This window comes from Microbacterium sp. Leaf288 (assembly GCF_001422925.1).
GTDB lineage: Bacteria > Actinomycetota > Actinomycetes > Actinomycetales > Microbacteriaceae > Microbacterium.
The window spans coordinates 330,747-348,499 of record NZ_LMNI01000012.1 but is presented as its reverse complement, the minus strand read 5'-3'; the positions used below and the strand labels follow the sequence as shown (position 1 = coordinate 348,499).

The following is a 17,753-nucleotide window of genomic DNA, read 5'->3' as shown; positions in this document are numbered from 1 at the left end:
GGTCAGCTCTCGATGAGCGCGTCCGCACGCGTCTCGCGGCGTGGCGTGGTCAGTACGCCGGAGAAGAAGCTCATCATCACGGTCTGGAACCCGAGCATGATCCCGAGCGCGCTGGGGATGGCGATGCGGACGACGGCCGCGGCGTCCTGCTCGCCGAAATCGAGGCTTCCCCACCGGACGACCTGGACGATCCCGATCACTACGCCGAAAAGGAAGAGCGAAAGACCGATCAGCAGGCCCCGCTCAGCGCTCCACTTGGCGACGATCGCCCGATAGCGGGGGCTTGCGGGTAGGAAGCCTTCCTGGGTCGCATACAGCTTCGTGAGCCAGAAGAAGAGGAGCGATTGGTAACCGATCACGCACAGCGCGCTCGCGTACACCATGGTCGTCACGTCGAACCCGACGCCGGCCACCTCGACGCTGCCGAACGCGAGCACCGCCACGGCGAGCGCGCCGAGGAAGAATGCGACCAGCCCGGGGTAGACGAACAGCCAACGCGGGGCGAACAGCAGGAGGAAGCGCAGGTGGCGCCAGCCGTCGTGCCAGCTGCGAAGGTGCGGCGGGCGGGAGCGGCCGTCCTTCTTGAGAGTGGTCGGGACTTCCTCAATCCGATAGCGGGCGAGGGACGACTTCACGACCATCTCGGACGCGAACTCCATGCCCGTCGTCTGGAGGTCGAGCGCGCGGATGCGGTCTCGGTTGAAGCCGCGCAGACCGCAGTGGAAGTCGCCGATGTTCGGGCGGAAGAACAACTGGCCGATGCCCGAGAGCACGGGGTTACCCAGATACTTGTGGAGCGGAGGCATTGCCCCTGGAGCGATGCCCCCCTTGAACCGGTTGCCCATCACCAGATCGGCGCCGCCCCGCAAGCGCTCGACGAACGCCTCAAGGTTCACGAAGTCGTAGCTGTCGTCGGCGTCGCCCATGATGATGTAGCGGCCGCGGGCCTGCTCGATGCCGTTGATGAGGGCCGCACCGTAGCCGCGCTGCGGGGCATGCGAGACTCGGGCGCCGAGGCGCTCCGCGATCTCCTGAGATCCGTCGGTCGAGCCGTTGTCGGAGATCAGCACTTCACCGGAGACGCCGGAGCGCGCCAGAAAGCCCTGCGCCTTCTCGATGCACACGGCGAGCGTTTCGGCCTCGTTGAGGCAGGGCATGAGGATCGTCAGTTCGACGGATCCCGCCTGGTCGGGCTGGTTCACTTTGGTCCTTCTTCGGAGTCGGCGGGGCGTTTGTCCGCCCCCGTCGGCGTGTGCGGAGCGATTTCGAGCTCCGCCAGAATGCCCTCGACCGCGCGCTCGACGGTGCGGGTCTGGACGGCCGTTTCGTACCAGGATCGCGCACTGCGCCGCAGTTGCGAGCCCGATCGAACCGCTTGCACGATGGCGTCGCCGAGATCGGATGCGGATGCTGAGGCGGCGACGACGCCGTTCACACCTGGCTCCACGAGCTCGGTCGCTGCGTTGCCCGGGTCGTCCACGAGTACGACAGGCGTGCCATGAGCAGATGCTTCGACGACGACCAGGCCATAGCCCTCGCGTCGCGAGGGATTCACGAGCACCGCCGCGTTGGACATGAGGTCGTCGAGCTCGACCTGTGAGACGAACCCGGGGCGCTGGGTCCACGGGTCACCGTCGACGGCTGCCACCGCGGCCTCGACGTCGGGGGTGCTCGGCCCTGAACCGAGCACGACAAGACCGAGATCCGGCAGGGTGCGGCGCGCGTGCGCGACGGCGGCGGGGATCGCTTCAACCCGCTTGTCGGGGATGTGCCGCCCAGCGTAGACGGCGTACGGGGGAGAAGCCGGCTCGGCGACGAGCGCGTGCGGCGATTCGCCGTCGATCAGTCCGGGACTGACCAGGATGCTGCGGCGGAAGCCTTCGCGGCGGAGCTGCTTCGCAGTGAGTTGGGAGTGGCACGTCGCCACTGGTGTCATCACCACGGCGAGTCGCTGGAGTCCCCACGCGATTGTGCCTACCGCACCGCCGGCGTACTCCGTCCACTGGCGGCGGCCCCAGACCTCCAGGTAGTCCACGACCACGCGTGTGCGCGAGCCGAGCAGCGCAGCTCTGGCCGCGAAGACGTTGAGGACGGGCAGTCCGCTGACGATGATGGCGTCGTAGGACCGCCGTCGGCGCACCAATGTGCGGAACAGCCCCCCGGCATAGCGAAGAGCCGCCGCCGTGCGGCGCACACCCGCCTCGTCGTAGAGGCGGAGCCGGCCGACCACGGGCACGACGTGGAACTCGGACTCCTGTGGCGCCCGCCCATCCGGCCATTGCTGAGCGGTGAGGTAGTCCACGGTGAGCCCGCGGCGTGAGATGTGCTCAGCGTACGAACGGTAGAGTCGCTCACCGCCACCTGTGGTGTGGGGGAAGAGGCAGTCGTACGCGATCGCGATTCGATCCGTGGGCATCGAGATTCAGCTTCCCCCGTGACGAGGGACGGGAGGAGCGGGGACGACGACGAGTGCGGTCACGAGCATCGGTACCGCGACGGATGCCGCATCCCTGGTCATGATCCTCCTCACCGGCCCAGACAACAGTGTGCAATCGTAGTCGATGGTGCCTGTACGGATTCCGGCGCCGGTGCCCGATCGGGCGGAGCGAAGCCGTGCACGCCCGCAACTACCATTGCCACCGTGACTGTGGTGATAAATGGGCGCTTCCTCCTCAACTCGTTCGGAGGGGCGCGGCGATTCGCCATCGAACTCACCGAGCGTCTGTCGCGGCTCCGCGGCGACATCCTGCTGGTGACTCCTCCGCTGCCCGAAGGCACAGTCATCCCCGAGGTGCCGCATCAGGTCGTGGGTCGATTCGGGGGACCGCTGTGGGAGCAGATCGAGCTCCCGTTGTGGCTCCGCGCCAACGGGAGGCCTCTCCTGCTGAATCCGGCGACGATCGCGCCCTTCTTCTATACGCGACAGATCTCGGTCGTCCACGACATCGCACCCGCGATGCGCCCACAAGACTTCACCGCACTCTTCCGGGTGCAGTGGCACCTGGCAGTGCGGCTGGGGATGCTGCGGCGCGGACAGCGTCTCGTGACGATCAGCAGGGCTTCGCAAGGTGAGATCGCCGCGCAATTCGACGTCGATCCCGACAGGATCGACGTCGTTTATGCGGGCGCGGACAGCCTGGTCGCGAGTGAGTCGTCGCCGGCGAAGACGCCTACCAGCACATTCCTGGTTTTCGGGCGTCACGGGGCCGCGAAGAACATCAGAACGGTCATCGATGCGGCCGGCGAGCTTCCCGACTCCTCGGGGATCAGCGTGCGCCTGATCGGCCAGCTCGATCCGGCACTGCGGCCATACGCCGAACAGAAGAACGTGCCAGGCGCGCGACTCGACTGGCAGGGCCCGGTCACCGATGCTGAACTGGCACATGACTACCGCGAGGCCGTCGGTTTCATCTGGCCTTCCCTTCATGAGGGGTTCGGCATTCCGCCAGTGGAGGCGCAGAGTCTCGGGGTGCCGGTCATCGCCTCCGACATCCCGATCAACCGCGAGGTGCTGGACGAGGCAGCGATCTACTTTCCCGCAGAGGAGCCCGCGGCGCTCGCCGCTGCGATGGTGGAACTCGCAGAGGACCCCGCCCTGCGTGCGACGATGCGCGCACGTGGAATCGAGAATGCGGCGCGCTTCACGTGGGAGAACACGGCTCTGGGATGGGACCAACTCATTCGTCGCGATCACGGCTGAGCCCGCGCCGAGGCCGACCGGAGGCCCCGTGGTCTCGACCCGGGCGCGGAGCAGGGAGAATAGCCTGCGTGAATCTGGGTTTCGTCGTCACCACCCTCGGTCGAATCGAGCCGTTGCGCGCACTCCTGACGTCTCTGGACGGCGAACTCGCCGCAGGAGACCAGGTCGTCCTCGTCGCGCAGGGTCGATACGCCGAAGTCGTCGCGCTGGGTGAGGAGTTCGCCGCACGCGGCCTGCCGGTGATCGTGGTGGAGTCTGGTCGCGGTGCGTCACTGGGCCGCAACACAGGCGTGGCCGCGCTGCCGGCCGGTGACTTCGTGGTCAATTTCCCCAATGACACCACTGTGTTCCCCGCCGGGACGGTGGAGAGCATCCGCGCCGCCGTGGACGACGCAGACTTCCTGGCAGGCGGGTTCGCGTCGTGGGACGAGCGCGGGCCGAAGACAACGCTTCCCGCCGCGGGGACCATCCTCGACCGCTGGAACGTGTGGACGGTCATCGAGATGGGCATCCTCCTGCGCCGCTCGGTCATCGACGAGGTCGGCGGATTCGACGAGAACATCGGACCGGGTGCGTCCTCCCCGTGGCAGGTCGCCGAGGGGACAGACTTGCTTCTACGTGTGATTGCGCGGCGCCCGGACGCAGCGACGCGGTTTGTCTGGCTCTCACCCGAGGTCCATGTCGACGGGATTTCCACCGCCTTCGGACTGACCACGCAGGAGCGGCGTCGCAAGATGCGCGCGTACGGCCGTGGAACGGGACGTGCCATGAGCACGCATCGGTACCCATGGTGGTGGCGGGTGGCATTCACTGGAGCGGGCCTGCTGTACGGGGTCCGCAACGCGGCCCCCATCACCTTGGCCGACGGTTGGCCGATGTTCGTCGGCCGGTTCGAGGGGATGATCGGGCGCACGTTCGGCCAGCGGCAGATGGTCTCAGCGACGCGGTGACGTGCTGCTGCCCATCGGCGGACAGGCGGGGTCGGCTCCAGCAACCAGGTAGGCTTGCTCGGTGTCAAAACGGATCCTCATCACCGGCGGTGCCGGCTTCATCGGTTCGCACCTGTCGGAGAAGCTCCTCGCCGAGGGCAACGAGGTCATCTGCGTCGATAACTTCTTCACCGGGTCGAAGTCGAACATCGAGCACCTCTTCGGGCACCCGCGTTTCGAGGTCCTCCGCCACGACGTGACCTTCCCGCTGTACGTCGAGGTCGACCAGATCTACAACCTGGCGTGCCCGGCATCCCCGGTGCACTACCAGCACGACCCTGTCCAGACCACGAAGACCAGCGTCGTCGGCGCGATCAACATGCTCGGTCTCGCCAAGCGGCTACGAATCCCGATCCTGCAGGCGTCGACCTCGGAAGTCTACGGGGATCCAGCGGTGCACCCGCAGACCGAAGAGTACTGGGGCAACGTCAACCCCATCGGCCCGCGGTCGTGCTACGACGAGGGAAAGCGAGCAGCAGAGACGCTGTTCTTCGACTACCGGCGCCAGCATGATCTCTCGATCAAGGTCATCCGCATCTTCAATACCTACGGTCCGCGGATGCACCCGAACGACGGGCGCGTCGTGTCCAACTTCATCGTGCAGGCGCTGCGAGGTGAGCCGATCACGATCTATGGCGACGGATCGCAGACCCGCTCCTTCTGCTACGTCGACGATCTGGTCGATGGCATGGTGCGGCTGATGGCCACCCCGCACGACGTTACCGGGCCTATCAACGTCGGCAACCCTGGCGAGTTCACGATGCTCGAGCTCGCGCAGGCTGTTCTCGGGATCACCGGGAGCTCGTCGACTATCGAACACCGCCCGCTTCCGCAAGACGACCCCAAGCAGCGTCAGCCCGACATCTCGCGCGCACGCAGCGAGCTGGGCTGGGAGCCGACGGTCGCCCTCGCCGCGGGCCTCCAGAGCACCGTTGACTACTTCCGCCGCGTCCTCGCGGTATGAATGAACCGGGGCGGGTCGACGCCCGCCCCGGTTCTGTCCGGCGCTGAACCGCGCCACAGAATCCCAGGTTCTACGGACGCCCCATGCCGTAGTAGGTCCAGCCGGCCGCGCGCCACGCTGCTGCGTCCAAGCAGTTGCGGCCGTCTATGACCACGGTGCTGTCCACCAGCAGTCCAGCACGCTCGGGATCGAGCGCGCGCCGATACTCATCCCACTCGGTCACCACGATCACCGCGTGGGCGGCCGTCAGGGCGGAGTCCAGATCCCGCGTATACGACAGCTGCGGGTGCGCCCTCCTGGCGTTGTCGATCGCTGCGGGATCGGTGACCACAACGTCGGCGCCGAGTCCCTTCAGTCGCACTGCCACATCCAGCGCGGGAGAGTCGCGGATATCGTCGCTGTGAGGCTTGAACGCCGCGCCGAGCACGGCGACCTTCTTTCCAACGGCTGATCCTCCGAGCGCATTGGTTACCAACTCGACAGCGCGCTCGCGCCGGCGAAGATTGATGGCGTCGACTTCGCGGAGAAACGCGACGGACTCGCCCTTGCCCAGCTCTTCGGCGCGAGCGGAGAAGGCACGGATGTCCTTCGGCAGGCACCCGCCACCGAATCCGATCCCGGCACCGAGGAAGCGGCGTCCGATGCGGGCGTCATGGCCGATCGCGTCGGCGAGCTGGGTGACGTCCGCACCCGTGGCCTCCGCGATCTCCGCCATTGCATTGATGAACGAGATCTTGGTGGCCAGGAATGCGTTGGCCGAGACTTTCACCAGTTCTGCGGTGGCGTAGTCGGTGACGATGAAGGGAGTGCCCTTGTCGATTGACGGGTGATACACCGCTCGGAGAATCTGGGCGGCGCGTTCGCCCTCGGGGCCCCCGGGCACGCCAGCCACCAGTCGGTCAGGGTCGATCGTGTCCTGCACCGCCCAGCCTTCGCGCAGGAACTCCGGGTTCCAGACCAGCGTGGCCCCTGAGGACGCAACCTGCGGCGCGAGGCTCTCGGCCGTGCCGACGGGAACCGTGGACTTGCCCGCGACGATATCGCCCGGCCGCAGGTGAGGCACCAGCGCCTCGATCGCGGCGTTGACGAATCCGAGATCCGCGGCGTAGGCGCCCTGCTGCTGGGGGGTCCCGACGCCGATGAAGTGCACCGACGACCCGGCAGCCGCGCCGATGTCGGTGGTGAACCGCAGTCTTCCGCTTGCGAGCCCGGCTGTCAGGATGTCCTGGAGCCCTGGCTCGAAAAAGGGCGCCCGTCCCTCCGACAGCGAAGCGATCTTACGCTCGTCGACATCGATGCCGACCACATCATGCCCGATCGATGCCATCGCCGCCGCGTGCACGGCGCCGAGGTATCCGCAGCCGATGACTGACAGGCGCATGGGTCTCCTCGGTGATTCTGCTGCCATCAGCATCCTTCGATGCGGTACAGGCGCGCTGCGGGGCCTTCGGAGTCCACGAGCACGAGGAATTCTGAGGCGACCAGGTCGTTGAGCCCGGCCCGGTCGGTACCGGAGTCGGGGTTGTTGAAGACGTTCTGGCTGCCGAAGTCGAGCACGTAGTCGACTCCGAGCCGGTCGATCGCCTCGCACACACGTGGATCTTCGGCGATGTCGGCGAGGTGCTCGTCGACGAACGCCTCGTCGTCGTCACGCGTGCCGAAGATGTGCCGCTCCAGCACATGGCGCCCGGTGAGGGCGTAGGCCAGCGAAGTACCGGTCCAGGGATTGCCCAGGATCAAGGCGTCGGCCGGAGTGTTCGCGGCGAGGCGACTGAGCAGCTGCATCTCATCGCTGGTGAGCAGCGCGGACGAGGCATCGAGGGTGTATGCCGCCCGCGCGTCCTGAGCGGTGCGGGTCACGTTGGGTCCGGCGCCGACCGCGAAGAGAGCGACTGCGGCGACGACCGCGATGATGCCGGCGACCAGCTTCGGCGCCGACCATCGGTGCAGGAGGCTTCGCACCCCATCGACCAGAGCCACTGCGCCGAACGTAGCGACCGGAATGGCCGCCGTCGGCAGGAGAGCCGCCAGCCGGAACGAGTCGTTGTACCAGGGGTTCGTGAGCATCTCGCGAACGAAGTTGCCCGAGCCGACACCGGAAGCCAGGACGAACAGGAGCGCCGCCACCGCGAACGGGATGCCGACGACCAGATGCCGCGGCCGCCGGATGAGAACCCCGAGGCCGAGGAGCAGCAGAACCGAGACGGCGATCGTGATGGGGTAGCCACGAGGCGAGGCGAGCACCGCCTCGCCGAACGCCTGGGCGGTGCTCTGCCACGGTCCCCACCTGGACATGTCCCAACCGGTCCGCGAGAACGTCCACAACGCGATTCCGACGGCAATGATTCCGAGCGCGATTGCTCCGTTCACGATCCACATTCGCAGCGCGTGCTCGCGAACGGCCGTGCAGAGGAGGATGTAGAGCGCGACGGCGGTGCCGAAGGCGAACAGGGCGAGGAAGGCATTTGGGTGGCCCAGGCCGACCGCACCGCACACGACCAGCAGGAGGACTGCTTGCCGAGTGCGCGTCGCAGCGGTGCGCGCGCGCAGAAGGAGGAGAACAGCGGCGATGCCTGCGCTCAGGTTGGCGTACCCCATCGTGTTGGGATAGAGCACCCCGAAGAAGAAGAGCAGGATCGGGAACGCTCCGAAGCCGGTCGACAGTGCAGCCGATGCCGCGAGCGCCGCGGCGCGCTCACGGAACAGGACGGCGGCGAGCGCCATCGCGGAAGCGGGCCAGACGAAGGCGCCGATCGCTATGTTCGTCGAGTTGACAGCGACGGGTACGGTTGCCCCGGTGAGTTCGGCGGCGAGGGTCACGAAACTGTGCCACGCGTTCGGGTAGAAGCCGATGTCGGAGGTCGCCCCGATTGTCAGTGCGCCCGCGCTGCCCGCGTCCAGCGCGTACCGGATCGAGTTGAGATGGACGATGTTGTCGAAGGTCTGCGAGATGTTGTCGGGCCCGACGAACACGTACGTCAATTGGAGGACGATCACCGTCCCCGCGAGGACCAGGCCGCCGACGAGAGCGACGATCCTGCGCGGATGCGGACGATGGACATCTTCTGGTCCGACCCATCGGCGCAGCGCATAGGCCGCGCCCGCGGCCACCGCGGTGACGATGGCGACCGGAATGAGCGACCACCGCAGACCTAGGAGCGGAGCGATATTCGCGGCCACGGCTACGATCGCGGTCGAGATCGCGGGCACGAAGAGATAATGCGCGATCGTCTGCGGACTCCAGCCCGCGAGGCGTACCGCGAGCCCGGGGACGATGAACAGCCCGATTGCGACAACGAATGATGGCACGGCGATCGCCCAGTCCGTGCTCATTCAAACCCCGTTCTGTTCTGACAACAGTCAGCCATCGTATCCGAGGCGGCTGAGCGCCTCCCGATCCGGAGGCCCGCCACGTCACGGATAGAATCGTCTGGGCTGTGTCCTCGCGCCCGCCCTGTCGAATCGGCGGGGCAATCTTCACGAAAGCATCCGTATGGACCTCCTCATCGTCGGCTCCGGCTTCTTCGGCCTCACCATCGCGGAGCGGGCCGCGGCATCCGGTCGCAAGGTCACCGTGATCGACCGTCGCCACCACATCGGAGGCAACGCGTACAGCGAAGACGAGCCGACGACGGGCATCGAAGTCCATCGATACGGCGCCCACCTCTTCCACACGTCGAACCCCGGTGTGTGGGACTACGTCAACCGATTCACCACGTTCACGAACTACGTGCACCGCGTGTACACCAACCACAACGGAGTGGTGTTCCCGATGCCGATCAATCTCGGCACGATCAACCAGTTCTTCCAGGCCGCGTACTCGCCTGCGGAGGCGCGAGCCCTCGTGCACGAGCTGGCGGGGGAGTTCGACGCGAAGGATGCTGCGAACCTCGAGGAGAAGGGCATCGCGCTGATCGGGCGACCGCTCTATGAGGCCTTCATCCGCGATTACACCGGCAAGCAGTGGCAGACCGACCCGAAGGAACTCCCCGCCGAGGTGATCAGCCGGCTTCCGGTCCGCTACAACTACGACAACCGCTACTTCAACGACACGTGGGAAGGGCTGCCCACCGACGGCTACACCGCATGGCTCGAGCGGATGGCCGATCACGACAACATCGAGGTCAAGCTGGACACCGACTTCTTCGACGAATCCCAGCCGCTCAACAAGAAGTCCACTGTCGGTCAGGTGCCGATCGTGTACACGGGACCTGTCGACCGCTACTTCGACTACACCGAGGGCGCGCTCTCGTGGCGCACGCTCGACTTCGAGCAGGAAGTACTCGAGATCGGCGACTTCCAGGGAACCCCCGTGATGAACTACGCCGATGCGGGCGTGCCGTACACCAGGATCCACGAGTTCAAGCACTTCCACCCGGAGCGCGGGGATCGGTACCCCACGGACAAGACCGTCATCATGCGCGAATACTCGCGCTTCGCGTCGCGCGACGATGAGCCGTACTATCCCGTGAACACACCGGAGGACCGCTCCGGGCTGGTCGCCTATCGCGACCTCGCGAAGGGCGAGAAGGACGTGCTGTTCGGCGGTCGCCTGGGGACCTACCAGTACCTGGACATGCACATGGCCATCGGCGCTGCGCTGTCGATGTGGAACAACCAGCTCGCGTGACCGCGCCCGCATAGACTCGTTTTCGTGAGCACTGCCGCCGTCGGCGCCCCCGGATCGCCCCGGCGCTACCTCCACTCGCTGTGGCTGCTGTCTGCGCGCGATCTCAAGGTGCGCTACGCCACCAGCGCCCTCGGGTATCTGTGGTCGATCCTCGATCCGCTCGTGATGAGCGCGATCTACTGGTTCGTGTTCACTCAGGTGTTCCAGCGCACGGTCGGGCACGAGCCCTACATCGTCTTCCTCATCACCGCGCTGCTGCCGTGGGTGTGGTTCAACTCATCGGTATCGGACTTCACCCGCGCGTTCAGCAAGGACGCGCGCCTCGTCAGGTCCACAGCGATCCCGCGCTCCATTTGGGTGAACCGCATCGTGCTCAGCAAAGGCATCGAGTTCCTGTGCTCGCTGCCGGTGCTCGCGCTCTTCGTCGTCTTCTCCGAGTTCTCCGAGCACCCCGCCCAGCTCAACTGGGGCCTGCTCTGGATTCCCGTCGCGATCGCCCTGCAGGCCGTGCTGCTCGTCGGGCTCGGGCTTCTCGTCGCTCCGCTCTGCGTGATGTGGACGGACCTCGAGCGCACCACGAAGCTCATCCTGCGCGCCTTGTTCTACGCGTCACCGGTGATCTACGGCGTCGAGGACCTCCCAGGCGCCTTCGAGACGCTCGCGGCGTTCAATCCGCTGTCGGGTATTTTCGCCCTCTACCGGGTCGGATTCTTCGCCGAGGAGTGGGATCCGTGGGTGATCGGCATAGGCGCGGTCATGTCGTTCCTCTTCCTCGCCCTCGGAGTCCTCGTCTTCCGGCGGCTCGAACGCCCCGTGCTCAAGGAGTTGTGATGACGGCATCCGGTCTCGCGATCGAGGTGCAGGGCCTCGGTGTGCGCTTCCGCCGCAACCGGCGGGGGCGGCGGAGCATCAAGGACCTTTTCTCCGACTCGACGCGCCGTTCGAAGCCGGGGGAGTTCTGGGCTCTCCGCGACGTCAGCTTCGACGTGAGGCCAGGTGAATCGATCGGCGTGGTCGGCCGCAACGGCCAGGGCAAGTCGACGCTTCTCAAGCTCGTCGCCGGTGTGCTTCTCGCGGACGAGGGCACTGTCTCGGTCAACGGCGGTGTGGCACCGCTCATCGAGATCACCGGCGGTTTCGTCGGCGACCTCACGGTCCGTGAGAACGTACGACTGACATCAGGGCTGCACGGGATGTCGAAGGCCGAAGTCGCCCGCCGCTTCGACGGCATCATCGACTTCGCCGAGCTCGAGGACTTCGTCGACACACCATACAAGCACCTCAGCAACGGCATGAAGGTGCGCCTGGCGTTCGCCGTCGTGTCACAGCTCGAGGAGCCGATCCTCCTCGTCGACGAGGTGCTCGCGGTCGGTGACAAGGCCTTCCGAGAGAAGTGCTACAAGCGCATCGACGAGCTCCTCGCCGATGGCCGCACGCTCTTCTTCGTCTCCCACAGCGAGCGCGACCTGCGTCGCTTCTGCACGCGCGGGCTCTACCTCGACAAGCACCGTCTGGCGATGGACGCGCCGATCAACGAGGTGCTCGACCGCTACAACGCCGACTACCCGACGGGCGTCTGAATGCGTTTCGTCTCGCTGGTTCCTCGCTCGCTCAACGACCGGTAGTCGTGGCGGCCTCAAGCGGCGGCATCGGCTGCCACGAGGCATCCTTCGCGATCTTGCGTCCGTCGCGAAGACCGCGGAACAGGTTCGACGTGCCGCGGAACGTGCGCTCGACGAACACCAGGCGGATGAGCTCCTTGCCGAACGTCAGGCTGGTCCCGAGACCGAACAGAATCGGGTTGTAGACGTCGAGTGAGCGGTAGTACTTCTTGATGTACGCGCGGTTGCGCATGATGTAGTACCGGTACGCGTTGCTTGAGGCGTTCATGTGGCGGATGCCCATGTCCCATTGCTTGATCTCGCGCGTGCGGCGCAGCACGAACTCGTCGACGATGACCGACTGGGTCTTGCGAGACGCCAGCCAGCCGTACATCTGGTCGTCCCAGTAGATGAAGAACCGCGGGTCGGGCAGGCCGATCTGTTGCACGATGTCGCGGTGGATGAACATTCCCTCGAAGCATCCGGAGTTCATGGGCTTGTAACCAGACTCGTCGAACTCGGCAGGAGCGAAGGGGATCGGGATGCCGAGGGGCTCTGCGACACGGTACTGCCAGTAGAACGCGCTGCCGTCGTAGTCGTAGCGGCGGCCCTGGATGCTCTTGAAGCGGGGCGCCCACTTGCCCATCTTGGCCAGCCCGTCGGGGAGGACCTCGACGTCGTCGTCCATGAGCCAGATCCACTCGGAGCCCAGCTCGTAGGCGACGCGCATGCCCTCGCTGAAGCCTCCAGAGCCGCCGGTGTTGGTGTCGAGTCGGCGATAGACGAGGCTCGAAGGTTCGAGGCTTTCGCGGAACGACTCGACGACGTCGGTCGTGTCGTCGGTCGAGGCGTTGTCGATGATCACGATGTGACCGGGCTTCGGGTCCATCGTCGTCATGCTCGTCAGGAGACGCGACAGGAGGCCAGACCGGTTGAAGGTCACGACGGCGATGGTCGCCGTCGACGGGTCGAACGTGCGAGCGTCGTTGCTCATCGGGTACCCGCCTCGAAAGTCGACCGCCAAGCTGCTTCGGAAGTCAGTTCGTCGCCGGCCGACCGGTAGCGTGCCGCCAGACTCGGCCAGTCGCGCTGCAGTCGACGGTGGAGGCGAATACTGTCGAGGAGCATCGACCGGAATCGGCGGCGGTCGCGCGTGTAGACGTTCTTGCCGGATCCGTCCGCGGAGTTCACCAGGGCGCTGTCATAGATAGGAAGGCGCCACCAGTGCGCGTCACCCTTGCCGAACTCCACTTCCGGCTGACGCAGGTTCTCGGGCTTCGGTTTGTGGAACCAATGAGAGAAGAGCGTCGTGGCAGTGAAGAGCCGCAGCCGGAGCCCGGTGGGACTGTCGAACTCGTTGCGCCGCGCGGTCCTGAACACGATTCGTCCGCGCCGGGATCGCATCGGCACGCCACTGTCGCGGTGTACGACCGTCTCGGGGAAGTCCTTAGCCGTCGCCCGCGCGCGGGGCATCGCGGTCGCCAGGTTGCCCCGCATGTGCTCTGGGCCCGAGAGAACGTCTCGCAGCGCCTGGTGCCGCAGCGCCACTGGGTAGTACTGCATCATCATGAGGTGCTTCAAGTCGACGCGGCGGCTGTGGCGGATGAGCGTCCCGCCGCCCGGCACGTCTGAGTGAAGAAGCCCCGCGACGATGCGATTTCGCGCGTGGAAGTACGCCTGCCAGTCGATCGAATCGTCCTTGCCGACCCATGACACGTGCCACAGGGCGACGCCGGGCATCGACACGGTGGGATAGCCCGCCGAGCGGGCACGGAGGCAGAACTCTGCGTCATCCCACTTGATGAACGCGGGGAGCGGCAGACCGATCTCGCGGATGATCGAGACGGGGATGAGGCACATCCACCACCCGTTGTAGTCGGCGTCCAGGCGCTGGTGGAGCATCGGGGTCTGCCGAAGATTCGCGACGCTGAAGTCGTGCGGCAGCTTCTCCTGATAGAGCGCCCGCCACATGAACGGCACATCGTCCACGACCTCTGCCCATGCGTGGAGCTTCGGGCGGTCGAGGAGGTCGAACATGTGCGCACCGACGATGGTCGGAACGCTGGCGTAGCGGCCGAACACGACCGAGCGCCGGATCGACTCGGGCTCGATGCGTACATCGTCGTCCAGGAGCTGGACGAAGTCGCTCTCAGGGCGCGCGAGCGTCTCGGACATGGCCCGGGCGAACCCCCCGGATCCGCCGAGGTTCGGCTGCGTGATGACCTGCAGAGTATCCCCGAGGCGCTCCGCGACGTCGGAGTACTCCGGCTGTCCGTCGACACGGCGATCGCCCTGATCGATAAGGAAGATGCGGTCGACGACATCGAGCACCTCAGGAGAGTCCGCGAGGTTCTGCAGCGTCCAGATGCAGTAGTCGGGCTTGTTGAACGTCGTGATGCCGATGGACGCCTTGCCCTCGCGGACCGGCTCCTGCTCGGTGGTCCACTCCGCGCCCTCGAAGATCACATTCTTCTCGTCGGCGACGATGTCGAACCAGATGAAGCCGCCGTCGCTGTACTGGTCCAGCACGAGGTCGAACGTCGATTCCGAGGCGCCGTCGACCTCGCGCGTCTCGATTCGCTGACGCACGCCCGAACCGTTCGACCGGTACACCAGTACGGTGGCAGGACCGGTCGTGCGCACGGTGAGCGTGACGTTGCGCACCGACGTCCAGTGCTGCCAGTACGAAGCCGGAAAGGCATTGAAGTAGGTGCCGAACGAGACGCGTCGACCAGCGACGATCCGCGCAGTGCTGCGGGAGAGGATGTTGCCCAGCTGAGCCCTGCTCGAGACGCGCACGGGCTCCTCGTCGATTACCGACCAGGTCTCCGGGTCGACATAGAGCGGAAGCAGATCAGGGTCGCGATCCAGGGGGAAGACGGCGTTCTGAAGGACGTGGGTCACGGGGATGATCTCCGGAGAAGGTTGGCGGGGCGCCGAGACGTCGGGCCGGAGAGAAGCCTACCCTGCTGTCCCTTGCTCTCCCTGGGCGTGCGGCAGCCCTGACCCCTCCGCAGAACCCCCATCCCCAGCATCCGTCCCGCGGTCCAGCGTCTCGCGCCACGAACGCGACTGGCCCGCGCGCACCGCGCACAGGACGAGCATGAGCCACCCGAGCCCTGTGAGCGTGAAGCTCTCGAACATCGAGTCCACGAGGAGCGCCACGAGCATCAACGGCGTCCACGCGTAGACGACCGACCGCCGCTCGCCGGCGACCAGCCACGACCGCCCGAGCGCCAGCGCCCCGAGCGCGAGGAACAGCACCAACCCGACCCAGCCGAGCTGCAGCGCGACATCGAAGTACGCGTTCAATCCGGTGGCGTGGTCCTTGTTCAACCAGAAGTTGATGGCGTTGAAGGGGTACTCGCCCCGGTCCCAGGCGCCGAACCAGCCGAAGCCCTGCACGGGCTTCTGGCGGAGGATGTCGACCATGAAGTTCCACAGCTCGACGCGCATCGAGAAGTCGGTGCCGGCGCCGAGCAGCGCGATGATCTGGTGCCGTGCCGTGTAGCCCACGACCACTCCGACCACGACAAGGGCGCCGAGAGCGAGCTGCAGGCCGGCGCGGCGCTCGGGGCGGGTGTGGCGCACGAGGGCGAGGGCGCCGACGGCGAGTCCGACGCCCAGGGCGAGCACGACGACAGTGGGGGAGTCGCTCAGAGCCGCGAGGCCCCCCGCCAGCACCACCGACGCCACCGAGACGCCGGGGCGCACCGACTGCGTGCGGTACTCGATGAGGAAGGTGATGAGCGCCATCACGGCGACGAAGCCGAGCAGGTTGCGTGTGCCGAAGATGCCCTGCACCGGTCCGAGCTCGGCGATCTTGCCCTGGATGCCGAGGAACGTGAACGGCACGTCGAGCAGGATGCCCGAGAGCACCTCGAGCGCGAGCGAGACGCCGAGGAGCACGCGCAGCACATCGCCGAGAGCGCGCACCGTCTGCAGCGTGTCACGGACGTGGCCGATGACGACCGCGAGGAACGCGAGTGCTGCCATCGACACCCAGTTCCAGAACGAGGTGGTGGCATCGCTCGACCAGAAGATGCTGGCGAAGGCCCAGGCGATGAACATCAGGACCGTCGTCGGCACGAGCCTCAGCAGCGAGAGCTCGCGGCGGCGCGAGATCATCACGGCGAGACCGAAGACGCAGAGCCCGGTGACGATGGTGACGTAGGTGACGCGGCCCGCGATCCGCTCGATCGCGTACGCCGAGAAGACGGTGGCGAAGACGACGAGAGTGAACGCGCGGGCGAAGGATGCCGAGGCCAGCAGTGTGCCCAGCCACCCGGGCGCTGCGGCATGCGGCGAGTCGGTCACGCGCCGCGCCCTGAAGCCCGGGGCCGGCGGTCCGCCGTGGCCGCGGTGGTCCCCGGCTCGCGTCCACCGGGTTCATCACGCGCGACGGCCTCGCCGCGCTCGATCGCGGCCGTCTCCTCGGCGGGGCCGACGCCGACGTGCGGCGACTGCTTGATCTTGGAGCCGAGCATCACGAGGAACAGCCAGCCCCACAGCAGCAGCGGGCTCGACTCGGCCAGTCCCTGAACCAGGAGGATGGCGCCCACCAGCGTGGGCAGCAGGGTCAGCGGCGAGTAGGGGCGATCGGCGCGGAGGTCCCACCGCGGCCTGTCGATCGCGAAGAACCATGCGCGCCACACGAACGCGAGGTAGAGGAGCGCGAGCAGCACGACGCCGATGATGCCGAGCTGCATCGAGACGTCGACCCACATGTTGTGGGCCTGCATGACGAGTTGCCCGTGGTCGATGATGCGGATGTCGAACGCCGGGTCGGCCGTGACCCAGGGAGTCGCGAAGCCCCATCCGGTCCACGGGCGCTCGCCGGTGCGCGCCAGCACCTCCTCCCAGATGCCCTCGCGGCCCGTGAGGTCGGCGCTGCGGCCCAGGGACGAGAAGATCAGGTCGCGCGTGAGCCACAAGGCCAGCAGTCCACCGACGCCCACGACGACGTAGGCGACGTAGTACTTGGTGCGCTCGCCGGGTTTCGTCGCCGTCCTCATCAGCAGCACCGTGACCAGCACGACGACCACCGCGGCGGCGGTGAGGTACGCGGTCGCCGACCCGGCGCGCACGAACAGGAAGGCCGACAGCCCGATCCAGATCCACAGGAAGGTGCGTCGCGGGGCACCGGAGGCGAGACGGATGCCGAACACGATGATCGCCAGCAGGGCCACCGGGGCGAGCAGATTGGCGTTGCCCATGATGCCCTGGATGCGCTTGTCCCACTCGAACAGGTTGCCGCGCGACCAGTACTCGATCGGGTCGTCGGCTTTCTCGATGATCCAGCCCGGCATGATCGGCCCGCGGATGAACACCCAGACCCACAGCTCGAACACGAAGGAGAGCGCCACCACCCATTTGAGGGCCGAGGCGGCGGCGCGCACGAGCTCGCGCCAGGTCAGCACGCTGCCGATGAAGAGCGCCTGCAGCGTGGTGATCCACAGGAGAAGCAGTGTGAGCGCGGTCGTTCCGGGCCAGGCCGACCACGTCAGCGAAAGCGTGGCCCACGCGACGTACGCGACCACGAACCAGGGCAGTCGCCGCCACTGCACGGGGGGCCGCAGCACGATCCACAGGACGGCAGAAAGAACGCCGCCCGCGATCGTGATGACCGTCGCCGCCGTCTGACCGAAGGCATTCACCCACGCGGTGCCCGACAGCGACATGAAGAGCACGAAGATGCACCAGCCGCGCAGCATGAGGTGGCCGGTGTTCTCGCGGACCGGCGGTTCCGGCGGCGCCGACGCCGGATGCTTCGAATGGACGGCCATCGCTCTCAGGTTACCCCGGGCGTTTCGACTCGCTTCGCTCGCTCAACGAGCGGGGGAGGACGGGGCAAGGTTCCCCCGGCTGG

At 66.7% G+C, this 17,753-nt stretch carries 14 protein-coding genes; 6 read left to right on the top strand and 8 right to left on the bottom strand.

Annotated elements, in window-relative coordinates:
• Positions 1 to 2 precede the first annotated feature (2 nt).
• Together ASF40_RS15175 and ASF40_RS15170 are read right to left on the bottom strand one after the other, a co-directional pair.
• On the bottom strand, positions 3 to 1,202 hold the full coding sequence (locus ASF40_RS15175) for a glycosyltransferase family 2 protein (RefSeq protein ID WP_235560253.1): 1,200 nt from the start codon (positions 1,200 to 1,202) through the stop codon (positions 3 to 5).
• Positions 1,199 to 2,416 carry a glycosyltransferase family 4 protein gene (locus ASF40_RS15170; protein WP_056370526.1) on the bottom strand — a complete coding sequence of 406 codons (1,218 nt, stop codon included), beginning with the start codon at positions 2,414 to 2,416 and terminating at the stop codon, positions 1,199 to 1,201. Before ASF40_RS15170 ends, ASF40_RS15175 begins: the two co-directional genes overlap by 4 nt.
• Positions 2,417 to 2,434: 18 nt before the next feature.
• Here ASF40_RS15170 and ASF40_RS21155 point away from each other — a divergent pair, with 18 nt between their 5' ends.
• The 3 genes from ASF40_RS21155 (at position 2,435) to ASF40_RS15155 (ending at position 5,653) form a co-directional block, all read left to right on the top strand.
• Complete coding sequence (locus tag ASF40_RS21155) at positions 2,435 to 3,700, top strand: glycosyltransferase family 4 protein (RefSeq protein WP_162239865.1); 1,266 nt, start codon at positions 2,435 to 2,437, stop codon at positions 3,698 to 3,700.
• Between the two features lie 68 nt (positions 3,701 to 3,768).
• Positions 3,769 to 4,650, top strand: coding sequence for a glycosyltransferase family 2 protein (locus ASF40_RS15160; RefSeq protein WP_056370521.1), 882 nt, complete (start codon positions 3,769 to 3,771; stop codon positions 4,648 to 4,650).
• A gap of 61 nt (positions 4,651 to 4,711) precedes the next feature.
• Positions 4,712 to 5,653 (top strand): UDP-glucuronic acid decarboxylase family protein, encoded by a 942-nt coding sequence (locus tag ASF40_RS15155; RefSeq protein WP_056370519.1) that lies wholly within the window; start codon positions 4,712 to 4,714, stop codon positions 5,651 to 5,653.
• 70 nt (positions 5,654 to 5,723) lie between these two features.
• Here ASF40_RS15155 and ASF40_RS15150 read toward each other — a convergent pair whose 3' ends face one another.
• On the bottom strand, positions 5,724 to 7,034 hold the full coding sequence (locus ASF40_RS15150) for a UDP-glucose dehydrogenase family protein (RefSeq protein ID WP_056370517.1): 1,311 nt from the start codon (positions 7,032 to 7,034) through the stop codon (positions 5,724 to 5,726).
• A 26-nt stretch (positions 7,035 to 7,060) separates the two neighbouring features.
• On the bottom strand, positions 7,061 to 8,986 hold the full coding sequence (locus tag ASF40_RS15145) for a DUF6541 family protein (RefSeq protein ID WP_056370514.1): 1,926 nt from the start codon (positions 8,984 to 8,986) through the stop codon (positions 7,061 to 7,063).
• Positions 8,987 to 9,146: 160 nt separating this feature from the next.
• Between ASF40_RS15145 and glf the strand changes: the two genes are divergently transcribed.
• The 3 genes from glf to ASF40_RS15130 are packed head-to-tail and all read left to right on the top strand — an operon-like array spanning position 9,147 to position 11,863.
• Positions 9,147 to 10,283 (top strand): UDP-galactopyranose mutase, encoded by a 1,137-nt coding sequence (gene glf / locus ASF40_RS15140; RefSeq protein ID WP_056370512.1) that lies wholly within the window; start codon positions 9,147 to 9,149, stop codon positions 10,281 to 10,283.
• A 24-nt stretch (positions 10,284 to 10,307) separates the two neighbouring features.
• Positions 10,308 to 11,114 (top strand): ABC transporter permease, encoded by an 807-nt coding sequence (locus ASF40_RS15135; protein WP_056370510.1) that lies wholly within the window; start codon positions 10,308 to 10,310, stop codon positions 11,112 to 11,114.
• Positions 11,114 to 11,863 carry an ABC transporter ATP-binding protein gene (locus ASF40_RS15130; RefSeq protein WP_056370508.1) on the top strand — a complete coding sequence of 250 codons (750 nt, stop codon included), beginning with the start codon at positions 11,114 to 11,116 and terminating at the stop codon, positions 11,861 to 11,863. Before ASF40_RS15135 ends, ASF40_RS15130 begins: the two co-directional genes overlap by 1 nt.
• Positions 11,864 to 11,894: 31 nt before the next feature.
• Here ASF40_RS15130 and ASF40_RS15125 read toward each other — a convergent pair whose 3' ends face one another.
• From ASF40_RS15125 to ASF40_RS15110, 4 genes are read right to left on the bottom strand one after another with little or no spacing between them, the layout of a single operon-like run.
• On the bottom strand, positions 11,895 to 12,878 hold the full coding sequence (locus ASF40_RS15125) for a glycosyltransferase family 2 protein (protein ID WP_056370507.1): 984 nt from the start codon (positions 12,876 to 12,878) through the stop codon (positions 11,895 to 11,897).
• Positions 12,875 to 14,788 carry a glycosyltransferase gene (locus ASF40_RS15120; RefSeq protein WP_056370505.1) on the bottom strand — a complete coding sequence of 638 codons (1,914 nt, stop codon included), beginning with the start codon at positions 14,786 to 14,788 and terminating at the stop codon, positions 12,875 to 12,877. Before ASF40_RS15120 ends, ASF40_RS15125 begins: the two co-directional genes overlap by 4 nt.
• Before the next feature lie 57 nt (positions 14,789 to 14,845).
• Entirely contained in the window at positions 14,846 to 16,201 is a 1,356-nt protein-coding gene (locus ASF40_RS15115; RefSeq protein ID WP_056370503.1) for an O-antigen ligase family protein, read from the bottom strand.
• On the bottom strand, positions 16,198 to 17,670 hold the full coding sequence (locus tag ASF40_RS15110; protein WP_056370501.1) for an O-antigen ligase family protein: 1,473 nt from the start codon (positions 17,668 to 17,670) through the stop codon (positions 16,198 to 16,200). The genes ASF40_RS15115 and ASF40_RS15110 overlap by 4 nt, the downstream gene beginning before the upstream one ends.
• Positions 17,671 to 17,753 lie beyond the last annotated feature (83 nt).